The organism is Pseudomonas sp. EL_65y_Pfl1_R83 (assembly GCF_963970695.1).
GTDB classification, from domain to species: Bacteria; Pseudomonadota; Gammaproteobacteria; order Pseudomonadales; family Pseudomonadaceae; genus Aquipseudomonas; species Aquipseudomonas tritici.
Map to the genome: position 1 here is coordinate 284,076 of NZ_CAXAQI010000001.1, position 18,244 is coordinate 302,319.

The window sequence follows — 18,244 nt, forward strand, 5'->3', positions numbered from 1 at the left end:
GCTCGCCCGGCCATCAATAGAAATCTTTCACCAAGTAGGAATATTGAATAACCTACCAGAGGAGCCATCATCATGTAGCACACGAACAACTTCATGGTCAGGAAATTTAAATCCCGCAGGAAGGTCAGACTCAATCACCGTCAATATATATTGAAACCCATTCATGCTAGAAGCTGTTCGCACATACTCAATAAACTCAAGTTTTTTCCGATCATCTAACGTCTCCAAACCTCCGTCGTGATAAAGAAAGCGAACAAATTTTTCCTCTGAGTAAGCAGACATAACAGCCAAATCAAAACCAATGCAAAGTATTTTTTTATAACTATGACCGTCACTTTCACCCGTAATAATTCCGTCAGGACCGATGAGCCCTGCAAAATACTCAAGATTCCCTTCGCCATTTTGCTCAGTTGTTATGGCACCGCTCTTATTCAAAATTTCTGAAATGCAATCTACAAACACATCTTTAATTTTATTATAAACACCTCCCTTGCCGCTGATAACCTCCTCACGATTAACGCGAATCCTCTCAACCGTATCTGTTTTTTCACGAACCAGCTCTCGAGAGTCCTCTTCAAGCTTCTTTAAAGACTCACTAAGCTCAAGTCCCTTATTAATCTCCGATATACTTAAATTTATTTCCGCCAACCTGCCTGCAACTTCTTTATACTTGGAAAAAATGTCATACGAACTCAGATAAGACAACTTATTCGATCGTTCCGAGTTTAGCTCATCTGCTCTACTTGCGGACTCCTCAAGCGTCTGCTCAAGCTCCAAGGTTTGCTGCTGAACAAATTCCTTACGTTCCGAAGTTATCTGGCGATTAAACTCGACCAAATCAGAGTAGGAGCGTTTTATTTGATCACCGAACACCACGCCTGCCTCCTCAAACAACTGAGCAACAGACTCAAGGTCAAAGCGTCCACTATCTACCGCTGCAGTTTTTTGAAGCTTCCTAAGCCTTGCAGTCATATAATACTTGACCCTATTTAGGTCCTCTAATTCAGCATCAATCTCCCCAGTTAACTCTTCAATATATTTTCTATCTGACTCATCGAAATTTAGGTTTTCCAACTGCCAACTCAGACTTTTAGATATTTCAATTTGACTTTGAAGATGCTGACTTAAAACCTCACCCTTGTCTCCCTGAGTAGATCCAAGAACTTTTTTCAAATCAGCCAGCTTAACCGCTAGAAGATCTATTTCGTTTCTTAGCTCGTAATTCCTTACAAGAGTTTGTGCTTGAAATCCAAGTATATGACCTAAATACGGCTTCCAAAATACATGCTGCCCCCTAAACTTATCCAGCTTAAAAACTTCTGTATAATCTTCTTGAGAACGAAGACAATAAGCTACTGCATCCCTATAATTCCACTCGCCAACAACGGCAAGATCCAAGTACGATTCCAGCAACATTTTAGCCATGTTAATGGGCTCATCTTCATAATCCCAAGACACTCCATCACCACGAAAATGCTGACGACCCTCGCCGTGTTTCTTAATCGATATTTTTGTATTTTTCGAAACGCCTCTCCTGATAGTTATATAGCCGCCCGAATTTAGAACCAACTCAATAAAAAACACATATTTAGTAAAAACCGTTGGAAACTTAAAAAGAAAAAACTCTGGACTCCGCCCTTTAAGAAGACAAAAGTCTATTAATTCAGCAAGCTTTGACTTACCCAGATTATGCGCATCTTTCTGTAAATTTCCGGGATGAAATATCTGACCTAGAACCACATTAAAGCCACTACAAAAGTCAATCGTTTTGAACTCGCTTTCGAAGTTTGAATAAATTCTTGATATTTTCATTTCCCTACATACTCTAAAATGTCATTTCTTGGATGATATTGAACAAGCCCCAATAAAAACAATAGTTCAAGTGCCCTCTCAAACAAATAAGACGCACGCTTTTCATGACTTACAAGCTTGCCATATAAGTCCGAGTAGGGCTGGACTCTATATTTTCTGAGCACCGACAACAAAAATGCCGACACTGACAATATTGTTAAATCGGGGTGCGCATTCTTATTTGGCAACAGCAGCATATTCTTCACCAATATCGCAATGATAATACATGTAATATATCATTAGCCTTGTAAGTGGCTTATTCATTCTCAGATCGCTATCACGCTCTAAGAGCAAATCAATTATTTTTTCTAGAACATGCTCAAATTTTTGTTCTGGGCTATGAAATACGCTTATTTTTGCTGCAAGCTCTTCAGCGCTTTGCATGTATAGCTTTTGCAACTCTTCATTTTCCGGCATAGCAAGAAATTCTTGAACCTGATACATCTCACCGATTTTCTTCTTGATCACACCACCGTAAGAGTCACTGAGATTATTGATCTGATTTTTTCGATCAAAACTGACTCTGACAATTCTGCGCGTAGCGTCTACAGCCTTGATCGCCTGGAGATTATTTTTTAGAGTTACAATAATTTCAGCCAACTCATCCGGCTCGATATTAAGTGGCATATCAAATGGATTCAGGCCCACAGCTTCAGGGATATGCTTAAATCTTTTGAAGTAGTTCTCAAACTGCTCAACACCGACCAACCCAACACTGGAAGACTCCAAACCAGTCTGAACAGATATATAGTTTCGTATATTTGAAGCCGCATTAGCCGGCAGCTTCCTATTAGAAAATAAAAAATAGTTTTTTAGTAAATCGCTTTCTATCAACTTAATAATTTTAGGGATTTCACCATCAATTTCTGAGGAGGCGGATCCAAAAAACTCACCATCTGAAAATTTTTTATTATATGCAGAAGTATGCTTTGCTTGTATTATCGTCACCCCCGTCCAAGGCTCAACAATGCTTGGGTATGAATTAGCCTTACCTTCAAACCTCGAGTCTCGCCCACCATCTTTCCCATCGGAAAAAGTTTCAGTACCAAACCCAAGCAACTCATAGCAGAGATGGATCACCAATGACTCGAACTGTCCAGGTGACAAATGACTGTACTGAAATCTCACTCACCTACTCCCTGTAAAAAAGGCGGTTTCCAGCCCTTTCCATCTGAACGTTATAAATCACTCACCGCAAACGAACAATCATAATGCCATCATCATTACAGAGGCACACCTATGACTGCAAGAGAACCTTGGATATCAGTAGGTGGGCTACATTCGACTCTGGGCATCAAGTACCAAGCTAAAACAGCCAAAAAAAAACGCCCCGAACCAGTCGGGGCGTTTTTTGTTCAGCGTTTACCGATCAGGCCTGATCAGCCAACCGCCACGTCGTCACACCCTTCCCGTCTTCCAACACCACACCCATCGCGGTCAGTTGGTCACGGATACGGTCGGATTCCGCCCAGTCTTTATTGGCACGCGCAGCCAGACGCGCCTGGATCAGCGCATCCACTTCAGCCGCATCCACACGCCCTTCGGCGCCGGCTTGCAGGAAGTCATCGGCTTCCATCTGCAACACGCCCAGCACGCTCGCCAGTTCTTTCAAACGAGCAGCAAGGCCAGCCGCTGCATCGAGATCACTCTCGCGCAGGCGGTTGATCTCGCGCACCATCTCGAACAGTACCGCGCAGGCTTCCGGTGTGCCGAAGTCGTCGTTCATGACCTCGGTAAACCGTGCCACGAACGCTTCGCCGCCGGCAGGCGCCACGGATGGCAAGCCTTTCAACGCATGGTAGAAGCGCTCCAGGGCGCCTTTGGCGTCCTTGAGGTTGTCTTCCGAGTAGTTGATGGCGCTGCGGTAATGGCTCGACACCAGCAGGTAACGCACGACTTCCGGAGGGTATTTTTCCAGCACGTCGCGAATGGTGAAGAAGTTGTTCAAGGACTTGGACATCTTCTCGCCATTGATGCGGATCATGCCGCAGTGCATCCAGGCGTTGGCGTAGGTTTTGCCAGTAGCAGCTTCGCTTTGGGCGATTTCGTTTTCGTGGTGCGGGAACTCAAGGTCGCTGCCGCCGCCATGAATGTCGAAGGTCTCACCCAGGCAGCAGGTGGACATCACCGAGCATTCGATGTGCCAGCCCGGACGGCCCGCACCCCATGGCGATTCCCAGCTTGGCTCGCCCGGCTTGGTAGCTTTCCACAGCACGAAGTCGAGCGGATCTTGCTTGGCTTCATCGACTTCGATGCGTGCGCCGATGCGCAGGTCTTCGATTTTCTTGCGCGACAGCTTGCCGTAGCCCATGAACTTGGCGACGCGGTAGTACACGTCGCCATTGCCTGGGGCGTAGGCGTAACCCTTGTCGATCAGGGTCTGGATCATCGCATGCATGCCAGGGATGTGGTCCGTGGCGCGCGGCTCCATGTCCGGTTTGAGGATGTTGAGGCGCGCCTCATCCTCGTGCATGGCGGCGATCATGCGCTCGGTCAGCGCGTCGAACGACTCGCCGTTTTCATTGGCGCGGTTGATGATCTTATCGTCGATGTCGGTGATGTTGCGCACGTACGTCAAGTCATAGCCGCTGAAACGCAACCAGCGGGTCACCAGGTCGAAGGCAACCATGCTGCGGCCGTGGCCGATGTGGCAGTAGTCGTATACGGTCATGCCGCACACGTACATGCGCACCTTGTTGCCATCCAGCGGTTTGAAGACTTCTTTGGTCTTGCTGAGTGTGTTGTAGATCGTTAGCACGACAAATCCTTCTTTCTACGCAAAGCCGCCAAAGGCTTCACTGGCCCCACGAATCACGCAAGGTCACGGTACGGTTGAATACCGGCTGACCGGGTTTCGAGTCCTTGATATCCGCGCAGAAGTAACCTTCGCGCTCGAACTGGAAACGGTCTTCCGGCTGTGCGTCGGCCAACGAGGGCTCGGCACGACAGCCCGTGAGTACTTGCAGGGAGTCAGGGTTGATGTTGTCGAGGAAACTCGCGCTGTCTTCGGCCTTTTCAGGGTTCGGCGAGCGGAACAGACGATCGTACAGGCGCACTTCGCACTCGATGCTGGCAGCCGCCGGCACCCAGTGGACCACGCCCTTGACCTTGCGGCCTTCAGGGTTCTTGCCGAGGGTTTCCGGGTCGTACGAGCAACGCAGTTCGACGATGTTGCCATCGGTGTCCTTGATCGCTTCATCGGCACGGATCACGTAGCTGCCGCGCAGGCGCACTTCGCCGTTTGGCTCCAGGCGTTTGTAGCCTTTTGGCGGTTCTTCCATGAAGTCATCGCGGTCGATGTAGATTTCACGGGCGAACGGCAGCTTGCGCACGCCGAGTTCTTCTTTTTGCGGATGACGCGGCAGTTCGAGGTGCTCGACTTTGTCTTCCGGGTAGTTGGTGATCACAATTTTCAACGGACGCAGCACGCACATGGCGCGCGGGGCGTTCGCGTCGAGGTCCTGGCGGATGCTGAATTCGAGCATGCCGAAGTCAACCACGCCGTCGGAACGGTTGGTGCCGACCATGTCGCAAAAGTTGCGGATCGACGCAGGCGTGTAGCCACGACGGCGGAAGCCCGACAGCGTCGACATGCGCGGGTCATCCCAGCCATGCACGTGCTTTTCATCGACCAGTTGCTTGAGCTTGCGCTTGCTGGTGATGGTGTAGTTCAGGTTCAGGCGGCTGAATTCGTACTGACGCGGGTGCGCCGGTACCGGCAGGCTGTCGAGGAACCACTCATACAACGGGCGATGGCTTTCAAACTCCAGGGTGCAGATGGAGTGGGTGATGCCTTCAATGGCGTCGGACTGACCGTGGGTAAAGTCGTAGTTGGGGTAGATGCACCACTTGTCACCGGTCTGATGGTGATGGGCGTGGCGGATGCGGTACATGATCGGGTCGCGCAGGTTCATGTTCGGCGAGGCCATGTCGATCTTGGCACGCAGTACGCGGGCGCCGTCCGGGAACTCACCCGCGCGCATGCGGGCGAACAGGTCCAGGTTCTCTTCCACCGAACGGTCGCGGAACGGGCTGTTCTTGCCCGGTTCGGTCAGGGTGCCACGGTATTCCTTGGCTTGCTCCGGGGTCAGGTCGTCGACATAGGCCTTGCCGGCCTTGATCAGCTCGACCGCCCAGTCAAACAACTGGTCGAAATACTTGGACGCATAGCGCACTTCACCGGACCACTCGAAGCCCAGCCACTTGATGTCGCTTTCGATGGCGTCGATGTATTCCTGGTCTTCCTTGGCCGGGTTGGTATCGTCGAAACGCAGGTGCGTGACGCCGCCGAATTCCTGGGCCAGGCCGAAGTTCACACAGATCGACTTGGCGTGACCGATGTGCAGGTAGCCGTTGGGCTCTGGCGGGAAGCGGGTGACAATCTGCGTGTGCTTGCCCGAATCCAGGTCCGCCTGGATGATCGGGCGCAGGAAATTGACCGGGACGGCAGGTCCGGCCTTGGCATTCGAGGTAGGGTCGACAGTGGGCTTGCTCATAGGATCCTTGAACAGACAAGTACGTGGCCGGGCTAGGCCGACAAAACAAAGGCGATATCATAGCCGATGCTGTCAAGCACCTGACAGAGAAGCACTGAAAACGGCTGCATTTATTGCATAGGCGGTAAAAAACCACCTCGAAATTCCTGCAAGGCACGCTAAACTGCGCGTCTTGGCCGCAACTTCGCCATACCGGTCGTGGTGCCCAGGCACCCAAACCCACGAATTCCCTGAAAAGAGTAGTGAACATGACTCAAGTCAAACTGACCACCAACCACGGTGACATCGTCATCGAGCTGAACGCCGAAAAAGCGCCGATCACCGTCGCCAACTTCATCGAATACGTTAACGCCGGCCACTACGAAAACACTGTTTTCCACCGCGTCATCGGCAACTTCATGGTCCAGGGCGGCGGTTTCGAACCTGGCATGAAAGAAAAGAAAGACAAGCGCCCAAGCATCCAGAACGAAGCGGACAACGGCCTTTCCAACGACAAGTACACCGTCGCCATGGCCCGTACCATGGAGCCGCATTCGGCCTCCGCGCAGTTCTTCATCAACGTGGCAGACAACGCCTTCCTCAACCACAGCGGCAAGAACGTGCAGGGCTGGGGTTACGCGGTATTCGGTAAAGTGACCGAAGGCCAGGACGTCGTTGACAAGATCAAAGGCGTGCAAACCACCGGTAAAGCCGGCCACCAGGACGTTCCGGTAGAAGACGTTATCGTCGAGAAAGCCGAGATCGTTGGGTGATATTGCTGATTTCAGATTTGCATCTGATCGATACGCGCCCGGACATCACCCGGGCGTTTCTGGATCTGCTCCATGGCCGCGCCCGTGGCGCCCAGGCGTTGTACATTCTGGGGGACTTCTTTGAAGCCTGGATTGGCGACGACGGTATGACACCGTTCCAGCGTTCGATTTGCGCGGCTCTACGCGAACTGAGCGACAGCGGCACCCCGATTTTTATCATGCATGGCAACCGCGATTTCCTGATTGGCAAGGCGTTCTGCACAGCAGCCGGCGCCACCCTGCTCAAGGACCCGAGTGTCGTGCAGCTCCATGGCGAGCCTGTGCTGTTGATGCATGGCGATAGCCTCTGCACCCGCGACGTTGGCTATATGAAGCTGCGGCGCATCCTGCGTAACCCGATTTTGCTGTTTATCCTGCGCCACCTGCCATTGCGCACCCGGCACAAGCTGGCGCGCAAGCTGCGCAGTGAAAGCCGTGCGCAGACGCGCATGAAGGCCAACGACATTGTTGATGTGACCCCCGAAGAAGTACCACGGGTGATGCAAAAATTTGGCGTGCGCACCCTGGTCCACGGCCATACGCACCGTCCCGCCATTCACAAGTTGCAGATTGGTGAGCAGGCGGCCAAGCGTATTGTGCTGGGGGATTGGGATAAGCAAGGCTGGGCGCTGCAGGTGGATGAGCAAGGGTTTCAGTTGGCGGCGTTTGATTTTGTGAACCCGCAGTTGGCGCTGCCTGTGGGAGCCGGGCTTGCCCGCGATGCAGGCACCTCGGTGTAACAAGAGCACGGAGGTGATGCTATCTCAGGCAAGCCAGCTCCCACATGGATCGAGTACATCCTCAGTGGCCGGAGGCCTCCGGCCCAGCCTTCGCACCAAACGGCGGCTTCGCCAACCACACCAACAACATCAACCCCATGAACATCCACCCCAACAACGTGAAGTAATCCACGGTGGACATCATGTACGCCTGGCTGGTGAGGATTTGATCCAGTTGCGCATACGCCTTGTGCCCTGCCCCACCCAGCGCCTGCAACGCGTCGCGGGTCGCCGGGTCGTAGGTGGTCATGTTTTCGCTCATGTACGCATGGTGCTGGTCCGCCCGGCGAATCCAGATCCAGGTGGTCAGCGAGGCCGCAAAGCTGCCGCCCAGGGTACGCAGGAACGTCGCCAGGCCCGCACCGTCGGCGATCTGGCTGGGCGGCAGGTCGGACATCAGGATGCTCAAGGTCGGCATGAAGAACAGCGCCACGCCGATGCCCATGAACAGCTGCACCAGGGCGATGTGCGTGAAGTCCACTTCATTGGTGAAGCCAGCACGCATAAAGCAGCTCAAGCCAATCGCCAGGAACGCCAGGCCTGCCAGCAGGCGCAGGTCGAACTTGTGCGCGTATTTGCCGACAAACGGCGACATCAGCACCGGCAGAATGCCAATCGGCGCCACCGCCAGGCCTGCCCAGGTAGCGGTGTAACCCATCTGGGTCTGCAGCCATTGCGGCAGGATCAGGTTGATACCGAAGAAGCCCGAGTAGCCCAGAATCAGCACAATGGTGCCGATACGGAAGTTACGGTAGGCAAACAGTCGCAGATTCACCACCGGGTGTTTGTCGGTCATTTCCCAGATGACGAACACCGCCAGCGCAATCACCGAAATCGCCGCGCCAATGATGATGAAGTTGGATTCGAACCAGTCCAGGTCATTGCCCTTGTCGAGAATGATCTGCAAGGCGCCGACACCGACAATCAGGCTCAGTAACCCAACGTAGTCCATCGGCTGGTAACTGGTCTCGACCGGGCGCTTCTTCAACTGCGAACGCACCACCAGCACCGCAAAGATGCCGATGGGCACGTTGATAAAGAAGATCCACGGCCAGCTGTAGCTGTCGGTGATCCAGCCGCCGAGGATGGGACCGGCAATCGGCGCCACCACCGTGACCATCGCCAATAACGCCAGGGCCATGCCGCGCCTGGCCGGCGGGTACACGGCGATCAGCAAGGTCTGGGTCATGGGGTACAGCGGCCCCGCGACCAAACCTTGCAGCACCCGAAAACCGATCAGCTCGGGCATCGAGGTGGAAATACCGCACAGGAACGAGGCCAGCACAAACAGAATGGTCGCCCACAGAAACAGCTTCACCTCGCCAAAACGGCGGCTCAGCCAACCGGTAAGTGGCAGGGCAATGGCGTTGCTCACGGCGAACGAGGTGATGACCCAGGTGCCCTGCTCCGAACTCACGCCGAGGTTGCCGGAAATAGTCGGCAACGCGACGTTGGCGATGGTGGTGTCGAGCACCTGCATAAAGGTCGCCAGCGACAGGCCAATAGTGGCCATCAACAGGCTGGGTGGCGTGAAGGAGGCGTTATTGCTCATCAGCGTTGCGCAGCCTTGGGTGCGGCGGTGCTGTTGTCATGAATCAACTGCTTGATCATGGCATCCGCCTCGGCCAATTGGCCGTCATACACATTGGTGGTGAACGACGCCTTTTGCGGCGCCTGTTGCGCCAGTACCGGGCCGCTCTGGTCGTGCAGGTCCACATTGACCACGGTGCTCAAGCCCACCCGAAGCGGGTGTTTGGCCAACTCGTCGGCGTTGATGTGGATGCGCACCGGCACCCGTTGCACGATCTTGATCCAGTTACCGGTGGCGTTCTGCGCCGGCAGCAGGGCAAATGCGCTGCCGGTACCGGCGCCAAGGCTGTCCACAGTACCGCTGTACTTCACGTCACTGCCGTAAATGTCCGACTCGATGTCCACCGGCTGGCCAATACGCATATCGCGCAGCTGGGTTTCCTTGAAGTTGGCATCGATCCACAGCTGGTTGAGTGGAATCACCGCCATCAACGCCGTGCCGGGCTGTACGCGCTGGCCCAGTTGCACGGTGCGCTTGGCCACGTAGCCGGTGACCGGGGCAATCAGGGTGCTGCGTGCATTGGTCAGGTACGCCTGGCGCAGTTGCGCGGCGGCGGCCTGCACGTCCGGGTGGGACGAGATCACGGTGTCATCCACCAGCGCATTGCTGGTCTTGAGTTGCTGCTCAAGGTTGGTCAGGGCGTTTTTCGCCGCCGTCAGGCTGTCACGGGCGTGGGACAGTTCTTCCCGGGAAATCGCCCCGCCCTGGGCCAGGGTTTTACGACGGTTGTAATTGTCCTGGGCCGTTTGCACGTCGGCTTTCTGCGCATTGACTTGGGCCTTCATGCCGTCGACGTTGCTGTATAAACCACGCACCTGACGCACCGTGCGGGCCAGGTTGGCCTGGGCACTTTGCAGGCCGACGGCCGCGTCGTTCGGGTCGAAGTTGATCAGCACTTGGCCTTCATGGACCAAATCGCCATCGTCGGCGCCGATGCTCACCACGGTACCGGTGACCAGCGGGGTGATTTCCACCACGTTGCCGTTCACATAGGCGTCGTCGGTGCTTTCGTTGAAGCGGCCGTAGAGCTCATACCAGCCCCACACGCCCACGACGCCAAGGATGACGATCAGCGCCAGGCCGATCAGCATCACTTTGCGTTTGCGTGGGTTGTTGTCCTTGGGTTGTTCAGTTGCGGTGTTGCTGTCGGCAGTGGCCATGACAAATACCTCAAATTATTCCGAGCGTGTGGCTGGGGTGGTCGCGGCCACATTGTTGGCGTGGTATCCGCCACCCAGGGCCTGCATCAATTGAATCGACAGATCGATCTGCGCCGCATTCAGGCTCGCCAGTTGGCGCTGGGCCTGCAGCAACTGCTGCTCGATGCTGAGCACATCCAGGTAGTTACCGATCCCGGCGCTGTAACGTTGAACGCCTGTGTCGTAGGACTGCTGGGCAATGTCCGCTGCGTGTTGCTGAGCCTGGATCTGCCGGCCGGTATCGCGCAGTTGCGAAAGGGTGTTGCCGATATCGCCAAGGGCTTGCACCAGGGTCTTGTTGTACTGGGCCACGGCCAGGTCGTAGTCGGCGTCGCGGGCATCGAGGTCGGCGCGCAGGCGGCCGCCGTCGAAGATCGGCAGCGAGATCGTCGGCGCGATATTGAAAAAGCGGCTGGCCGAACCAAACATCGCATCCCCCAGCAACGACTCGGCCCCGGCGCTCGCGCTCAGGTTGAGGTTGGGGTAGAAGCGGGTTTTGCTGGCATCGATACTCTTGCCCGCTGCCTCGACGCGCCAGCGCGCGGCGATCAGATCCGGGCGACGGCCCAGCAGCTCAGCCGGCAGCACTGAAGGCACGGCGACCGCGCTGGGCTTGAGTACGTTGGGACGGGCCAGCTCATTGCCACGGTCCGGGCCTTTGCCGAGCAGCACCGCCAGGGCGATTTTCGCGCTCTGCAGTTGCTTTTCCGCGTCGATCAGTTGCGACTGCGAGCTGGCTTCCAGGCTTTCGGTCTGTTGGTACTGGTACTGGCTGTCGACACCCGAGTCCAGGCGGCGTTTGCTCAGGTCAAGCATCTGCCGGGTGCGTTTGAGGTCGTCATTGGCCAGGTCACGCACGATATGCGCCTGGCCCAAGTCGCTGTAGGCCTTGGCGACGTTGGCGGCCAGGGTCAGGCGCGCCGCCTGCTGATCAACCTGGGCGGCGCGAGCCTCGCCCAACGCGGCTTCCCAGGCAGCGCGCTGGCCGCCCCAGAGGTCGAAGTTGTAATTAAAGCTGGCGCCGATGTTGCGCACGGTCGAATAGGCATCGCCTTCGCCGCGCGGGTCCTGGTCTTTGGCCAGACGCGAGCGGCTCACACCAGCGCTGGCATCCAGGGTCGGCATGCGCTCGGCATTGGCGGCGTAAGCGGCGGCTTCGGCCTGATGGGCACGGGCGCTGGCGACTTGCATGTCGGGGCTGTTTTGCAGGGCTTCCTGGATCAAGCCGTCGAGCTGCGGGTCGCCGAGGTTTTTCCACCAGTCGGCGCTGGGCCAGGCGGCACTCGACAGGGTCACGCCACCCAAGGACTTGCCGGTTTGCAAGGTATTGGCGTCAAGGCGTTTGCCCTGGGTGTCGAGGCCGCTGTAGTTGGCGCAACCGGCCATGCTCATGGCCACCAGCACCAGGCAAAGGGCGCGTGTGTTCATTGGTTACCTACCCGCTGGATAGTGATGGGATCACCTGCAGCTATCAGAATTTTCTTGAGGATCTTTTCCAGGGTTTCCAACTCACCCGGTTCCAATGCGCCGGCCAACTGGTTTAACGCATCGGCGCCGATGAACGGCAGCATGTCTGCCAGGCGCTGGCCGTCGGACGTGAGCACAAGCTGCACTTGACGTCGATCCAGCTCTGAACGCTTGCGATCCAGCAGCCCCTTCTGCGCCAGGCGGTCGAGCATGCGGGTCATTGAACCGCTGTCCAAAGACAGGTGGCGGCACAGCTCCGCCGGGGTGTCGACGCCGAACTGAGCCATGATGATCAACACCTTGAACTGCGCGGCGGTGATGCCGTGGGGTTCCATGTGGGTGTCGATGATGCGGTCTTTGAGGATTGCGGCGCGCCCGAGCAAGAGCCCCAGGTGGCAGTTGTGGAAGTTATCCGGGGTGAAGTGTTTCATCGGAAGTCACCTTATTACTGCCTAGGCAGTGAATGTGTGACGAGATATTACTGCTTAGGCAGCGAATGTCAAATGGAATAGTTAGCTTGCTTGGTAATTTCACGATGAGCGGTTTGAAATGCAAACGGATGTGGCCGCTAGCGCCCACATCTGTTTGCTCCCACAGCTTTGAATCGCGCCGGGGTCAGAAATCGCGTTTGTAGAAGATATCCAGCGAACTGGCCACACCACTCGCCACCTCCAGATACACCTTCTTGCTCAACAAATAGCGCAAGGCGATGGTGCTGGCCGGTTCGAATACCCCTACCCCGTAACGCAGGCTGAGCTTTTCGGTGATTTTGCCGCTGGCGACCACGGCGGTGTTGTTGCCGCTGCCCTGGGTATCCAGGTCGAAATCCTTGATGCCCAACTTGGTGGCAAGGTCCGAGGTCACCCCGGCACTGCCCATCAACCCCAGGCCCAACGCCGCCTGGGCAAGCATGTTGTTGTCTTCACCGGTGGAGCTCAGCGGACGGCCAAGCACCAGGTAGGACAGCGCCTGTTCCTGGCTCATGGCCGGTTCGGAGAAGATTTGCGTGGTGGGCTGCTCGGCGCTGCCGCTCAGGCGGATACCGGCGATCACATCGTCGGTCTTGCGGATCGCTTCGACATCGAGATACGGCTGGTCCAACGGACCGGCGAACAGCAGCCGTGCACGCCGCACATCGAGCCGCTGCCCGTAGGCGCGGTAGCGGCCGTCGTTGAGCCACAGCTCGCCACGGGTGTCGAGGTTGTCGCCGATGTGCACCTGGCCCTGCACCTTGGCGGTGAGGCCAAAGCCCGAGAAGTTGAGCTTGTCCTCACCCACCACCACGTTGATGTCCATGGCCATCGCCATCGGCGGCTTGCCCTCTTCGGTCTGGCTGCCCACGATCACGGTGTCATCCGAGACCTTCACGGTGGACGGTGGCAACTCGCGCACGATGATATCGCCACGCGGGATGTGCACGTTACCGGCCACGGCGAGCTTGTCATTCTTCAGGGTGATTTTCAGGTCGGGCGCCACTTCCAGCACGGCGTAAGGTTCAACCGTGACCGGCAACTGCGAGCCTTGCAGGCTGAGGTCCACCACCAGGGCCTTGCCCCAGTCTATCTGCCCTTTGAGGCTGCCCTGCCCGGCTTTGCCACTGCGCCAGCCGCCATTGAGCTGCACGCTTTCACCGGCGATCAGCGCCTGCACGTTCAGGCCTTCCAGGCTAATGGGCAGTTCAGGACCGGAAATCTCGCCGCCCACCAGGTTCACGCTGCCGTTGACCTGAGGTGCCAACAAGCCGCCGGAGATGCGCCCGTTGCCATTGAGCTTGCCGCTGAGGGTTTCCACCATCGGCACAAACGGCCGCGCCACCGCGAGGTCCAGGCCGGCAAGGGTGAACGTGCCCGTGATCGGTTTGCTCTTCGGCAACGGGTTGATCTGCGCTTGCAACATCAGCTCGCCGAGCTTGCCGCCACGGAAGTTCAGCTGGGTGTCGATACGCTTGGGGTTGAGCGTGGTTTCCAGCTTCAGCGTGTCATAGGGGAAATCCAGCCACTGGTCCTTGTCCTTGACGCGCAAGGTGCCGCCGCTGGCGTCCACCGAGACCACGCCTTTGGGGCCGCTGTCCGGCAGATCGAGCTGCAGGTCGGCGTTGAGCTTGCCCTTCCAGGCGAAATCCTTGGGCAAAAACGCCGCCAGGCTGTCGATGGGAAATTGCTTGAGGTGGTAGCGCAGCTTTGGCTCGGGCATCAGCCGCTGGTCTTCGCCGCACAGGCTGGCGGGGCCGGAGACCCAACAGTGTGCGGCAAACGTCAGCTTGCCATCGGCCATGCGTTCGATCTTCGCCGGTGCTTGCAGCTTCCAGTCCTGGCCGCCCGCTTGCACATCACCACTGGCGAGGCGCCCGCGCCAATTGCCTTTGTCGAGGTTGCCATCCAACGCCAGGGCCAGCTTGACCAAGGGGCCGGCCAGGTCCAGTTGGACCTTTTGGTTCTTGATATCGCCCCGGGCGCTGGCTGTCAGGGTGCCGACCTGGGTGTCACCGCTCTGAATGCCGCTGCCTTTGAGGTCGATCCTGGCGCGCTGGGCGCTATCGAGGCTGGCGTCGAGGGTAAGGCTTTGCAGGCGATTGTCGGCGAGCGCCAATTGCTGGCCTTTGAGGGCGAGCTTGCCTTGGGGGGCCTTGAGGCTACCGGCCACGTCGAGTCGGCCATTAACCTGCCCGCGCAACTGCGGCCACAGCTGGGCCAGGCGCGCCAGCTTGATATCGATCTGCCCAGCCAGGCGTTGTTGCAGGCTGCCGCTGCCGTTGATGCGGTTGTCGCCCAGGCGGATATCCACGTTGGCCAGGGTCCACTGCTCGCCCGCGCCTTCAGCCTTGGCCGCCAGCACGGCAGTTTGCCCGCGCAGGCGGCCCTTGAGGTCGAGGTCTGCATTCAGCTTGAGCTGCTCGTTCTTGAACTCGCCCTTGCTGCGCAGGGGGCCGGCCAAAGTGCCGGGCAGCTCAGCAACCCAGTACGCCGGATTCAGGGCCGACAGGTCCAGCGCGGTGTCCCAGGCGATGCCGTCGGCGAATTGCAGGTTCAAGTGGCCTTCGGCCTTGCCTTGGCCGGCGGTGAGTTTCAGCTCGGGCAGGAAGACTTGCTTGAGGTCGCCACTGAACGGCGTGACCACATTGAACTTGCCCGCCGGGCCGTCGAGGTCGGCCTTGAGGTTGCCCAGGTAGTTACCGTCTTTGTAGGAAACTTCACCATTAAACGTACGCAATACGACTTGCGGCTCGTCGACAACCGGATAGAGGCGATGCCAGGGGAAGTCCAGCCAATCGATATTGGCGTCGGCGCTGAAACCTTGCTGCCAATCCAGTTGGGCCGTCAGCTTAAGGCTTTGCTTGTCTCCGGCATTCAGGTCCAGGCCGTCGATCTGCGCGCCCTTGGCGTCAACCCGGCCTTGCAGCAGCACATCCACCGGGCCTTTTTCCGCAGGGAGCACGGCCTTGCCCAACAATTGGTAGCCGCGCTTCAAGTCACCTTTGGCGGTGAGGTCGAGTGTGTTGAGTTGCAAGGTGTCCGGCAGATCGGCGCTGGGCTTGAAACTGTCGGCGGTGATGTGCAATTGGGCCGGGAGGTTTTCTGCCAAGGGTTGCAGTTCGCCAGTGAGCTTGGCTGGCAAATAGCCGCTGCTGTCTGCATCCAGCGTGAGAGTCTTTAACAAATCGCCATCGATCTTCAACGCCACCTTCCAAGGTGCGCCGCCTGGCGCATACGGCAGGCTTACATTCCCAGTGGCGCTCAGCGGCCAATCGCCGGTGGGTTGCAGCAAGCCGGCCAGGTCCAGTACCAAGTCGTCCCGTTGCAGGTGCACGGCGTCGATTTGCAGACCGGCAGCCGTCCAATGCGCCGCCAATTGCAGGCCCCTGAGTTCTTCGCTGCCGTTGAACAGCAGGCTACCGACGCGAACGTCGCCCAACTGGATGGCTACGGGCAGTTTCAGGTCGGGTAACTGGATCGGGCCGCTGCTTTCCTCAGTGCCCGGCGGAAATTGCAGGCTGACCTGATCCACGTCCAACCGATTAATGCACAAGGTCATGCGCAACAGGCAGGCGGGCGACCAATCCACCGTCGGCGCCTGGAGTTCGACGCGGCTGCTGTCTTGTTGCCACAGCAGATGGTCGGCGCTCCACTGGCCGCCCAAATGCCCCTGGAAATGCTCTACGCTCAACCCCGGTACGCGGGCCAATGCCCAGCGGCTGCCGGCCTGGGTGCCGAGTAACGCCCACAGCGCCAATAACAGCACGGCAAGGATGGCAAGCACGGCCAGCCCCGCTATTTTCACACCACGCATCACAGCTCAGGCCCCATGGAAAAGTGCAATCGAACGCCGCCCGGATCTTCGAGGGCATGGGCCAGGTCAAGGCGGATCGGGCCGACCGGCGAGACCCAGCGGATACCGACGCCGACGCCGGTTTTCAGGCTGGGCAGGTCCAGGGAATTGAACGAGTTGCCCTGGTCGATAAACGTCGCGATCCGCCATTTCTCGGCGATGGAATATTGATACTCGGCGCTGAGGGCAACCATGTAGCGGCCACCGATGCGGTCGCCGCGGTCGTTCTCGGGCGACAGCGTCTGGTACTCATAACCGCGCACGCTCTGGTCACCACCGGCAAAAAAGCGCAACGACGGCGGCACCGATTTGTAACCGTTGGTGGCACTGCCGCCGACCTGGGCGCGGGCGAGAAAGCGGTGGTTGTCCCACAAGGTGGTCAGGCCCTTGACCATGGCCGTGCCGTAAAGCAGGTTGGTGTCGGAGCCCAAGCCCTCTTTGGCGACCTTGGTGTCGAATTGCAGACGATAGCCGTGGTGCGGGTCGATGCGGTTGTCGCTGCGCAGGTAGGCGTAGCTGATACCCGGCATCACCAGGTTGCTCAAGCCGGAGTCGTTGCCCAGGCGATACTCTTCGCGCTGATACTTGAGCGAGATTACTCGGGTCCAACCGCTGGGCAACTTGCTATGCCATTCTGGGCCGAGGGTGAGCAATTTACTCACGGTGTCGGTGTTGGCGAGTTCTTCGTTCTGATAGCCACCGGAGAAGCGCAGTTTGTCGGTGAGCGGGGGGTCGAGCGGAATGTCGTACCACAGGCCGACGTTCTGCCGCGGTGCCGACAGCTCGGCTTCCCAGCCATAGCTATGGCCTTGGGGGTTGACCCAGTGACGGGTCCAGTTGGCTTTGCCGCGCGGGCCAACGTCGGTCGAAAAGCCCAAACCCAGGCCCATGGTCCGCGGCTTGCGGGTTTCCAGACGCACGGCCACCGGGATGATGTCATTCGTCGAGGCGGCCGGCGCAGCGTCCACGCGCACGCCTTCGAAAAAACCACTGGCTTGTAGATTCTGGTTGAGTTCGGCGATCAATTCGGAATCGTAGGGCGTACCGCTTTTGAACGGCACCATGCGTTGCAGCAGCTCTTCGTCAAACGGCGTGTCGCCGGCAAAGCTCACCTTGCCCAAGGTGTAGCGCGGGCCGCTGTCATAGATGAGTTCGATATCGGCGACGCCCGCCTGCGGGTCCACCAACAGTTTCTGTTTGGTAAAACGCCCGCTGAAGAAGCCGTAGCGCGAGGCCTGGTTCTGGATCAGCCGCTTGGCGTCTTCGTAATGACCGTGGTTGAGCACGGCGCCGGATTTGAGGTCGTCGCTGACGGGCACGCGAAAAGCTTTGAGGTCTGCGGCTTGGCCGTCGACCCGTAGGGTCACGTCTCGCAAATGCACCGGCTCGCCGGGCTCGATGGTGAGGATCAGGCGCGGGTTCTTGCCGTCCTTCACATCACTTTCGATCTTTGGCTGATAGAAGCCCAGGGCCTGGGCTGCTTTACGCGCCTGCTCCTCGGCGCCACGGCTGAACCGCAGCAAGGCCTCTTCATCACGATCGCCCACCCCGCCGATGTAGCCTTCGATGTTGGCTTTCAACGCATCGTTTGAGGGATTGATCCGCACGTCCAATTCGCTTTGCGCCAACGCGCCGCAGCTTGTGAACAGCAGAATCAAGCCGCTGGTAAATCTTCCTGGAAACTTCATAGGCGCGGATGCTACACGAGCTGGAGAGCACTTTAGAACTCGGAAAATTCTGAAAA

The 18,244-nt window shown here is 57.4% G+C and carries 13 protein-coding genes; 2 read left to right on the forward strand and 11 right to left on the reverse strand.

Translation table 11 applies throughout. The annotated features are described in order from the left end of the window. Positions 1-27: 27 nt before the first annotated feature. From AACY08_RS01320 to AACY08_RS01335, 5 genes are all read right to left on the reverse strand, one after another. Complete coding sequence (locus tag AACY08_RS01320) at positions 28-1,812, reverse strand: DUF2326 domain-containing protein (RefSeq protein WP_339467473.1); 1,785 nt, start codon at positions 1,810-1,812, stop codon at positions 28-30. Continuing rightward, positions 1,809-2,048 (reverse strand): ABC-three component system middle component 8, encoded by a 240-nt coding sequence (locus tag AACY08_RS30335; RefSeq protein ID WP_095016757.1) that lies wholly within the window; start codon positions 2,046-2,048, stop codon positions 1,809-1,811. Before AACY08_RS30335 ends, AACY08_RS01320 begins: the two co-directional genes overlap by 4 nt. Further along, on the reverse strand, positions 2,029-2,979 hold the full coding sequence (locus AACY08_RS01325; protein WP_339467474.1) for an ABC-three component system protein: 951 nt from the start codon (positions 2,977-2,979) through the stop codon (positions 2,029-2,031). Before AACY08_RS01325 ends, AACY08_RS30335 begins: the two co-directional genes overlap by 20 nt. Before the next feature lie 241 nt (positions 2,980-3,220). Further along, complete coding sequence (gene cysS / locus AACY08_RS01330; protein ID WP_339467476.1) at positions 3,221-4,609, reverse strand: cysteine--tRNA ligase; 1,389 nt, start codon at positions 4,607-4,609, stop codon at positions 3,221-3,223. A 37-nt stretch (positions 4,610-4,646) separates the two neighbouring features. Then, complete coding sequence (locus AACY08_RS01335) at positions 4,647-6,347, reverse strand: glutamine--tRNA ligase/YqeY domain fusion protein (RefSeq protein WP_339467477.1); 1,701 nt, start codon at positions 6,345-6,347, stop codon at positions 4,647-4,649. 248 nt (positions 6,348-6,595) lie between these two features. Between AACY08_RS01335 and AACY08_RS01340 the strand changes: the two genes are divergently transcribed. After that, complete coding sequence (locus AACY08_RS01340; protein WP_016977438.1) at positions 6,596-7,099, forward strand: peptidylprolyl isomerase; 504 nt, start codon at positions 6,596-6,598, stop codon at positions 7,097-7,099. Next, positions 7,096-7,878, forward strand: a complete 783-nt coding sequence (gene lpxH / locus AACY08_RS01345) for a UDP-2,3-diacylglucosamine diphosphatase (protein ID WP_339467479.1) — start codon at positions 7,096-7,098, stop codon at positions 7,876-7,878. Before AACY08_RS01340 ends, lpxH begins: the two co-directional genes overlap by 4 nt. Before the next feature lie 61 nt (positions 7,879-7,939). On the opposite strand, the gene AACY08_RS01350 is transcribed toward lpxH, so the two are convergent. From AACY08_RS01350 to AACY08_RS01375, 6 genes are all read right to left on the reverse strand, one after another. After that, a complete protein-coding gene (locus AACY08_RS01350) occupies positions 7,940-9,469 on the reverse strand; it encodes a DHA2 family efflux MFS transporter permease subunit (RefSeq protein ID WP_339467480.1) in 1,530 nt (509 codons plus the stop codon). Further along, positions 9,469-10,668, reverse strand: a complete 1,200-nt coding sequence (locus AACY08_RS01355) for an HlyD family secretion protein (protein WP_339437225.1) — start codon at positions 10,666-10,668, stop codon at positions 9,469-9,471. The genes AACY08_RS01350 and AACY08_RS01355 overlap by 1 nt, the downstream gene beginning before the upstream one ends. 15 nt (positions 10,669-10,683) lie before the next feature. Further along, complete coding sequence (locus tag AACY08_RS01360; RefSeq protein ID WP_339467482.1) at positions 10,684-12,135, reverse strand: efflux transporter outer membrane subunit; 1,452 nt, start codon at positions 12,133-12,135, stop codon at positions 10,684-10,686. Then, the gene (locus tag AACY08_RS01365; protein WP_339467484.1) at positions 12,132-12,605 is read right to left on the reverse strand and encodes a MarR family winged helix-turn-helix transcriptional regulator; all 474 of its coding nucleotides are present in this window, start codon (positions 12,603-12,605) and stop codon (positions 12,132-12,134) included. Before AACY08_RS01365 ends, AACY08_RS01360 begins: the two co-directional genes overlap by 4 nt. Positions 12,606-12,789: 184 nt before the next feature. Then, complete coding sequence (locus AACY08_RS01370) at positions 12,790-16,461, reverse strand: translocation/assembly module TamB domain-containing protein (RefSeq protein ID WP_339467485.1); 3,672 nt, start codon at positions 16,459-16,461, stop codon at positions 12,790-12,792. Next, positions 16,461-18,188, reverse strand: coding sequence for an autotransporter assembly complex protein TamA (locus tag AACY08_RS01375; RefSeq protein WP_339467487.1), 1,728 nt, complete (start codon positions 18,186-18,188; stop codon positions 16,461-16,463). Before AACY08_RS01375 ends, AACY08_RS01370 begins: the two co-directional genes overlap by 1 nt. Between the last annotated feature and the right edge of the window lie 56 nt (positions 18,189-18,244).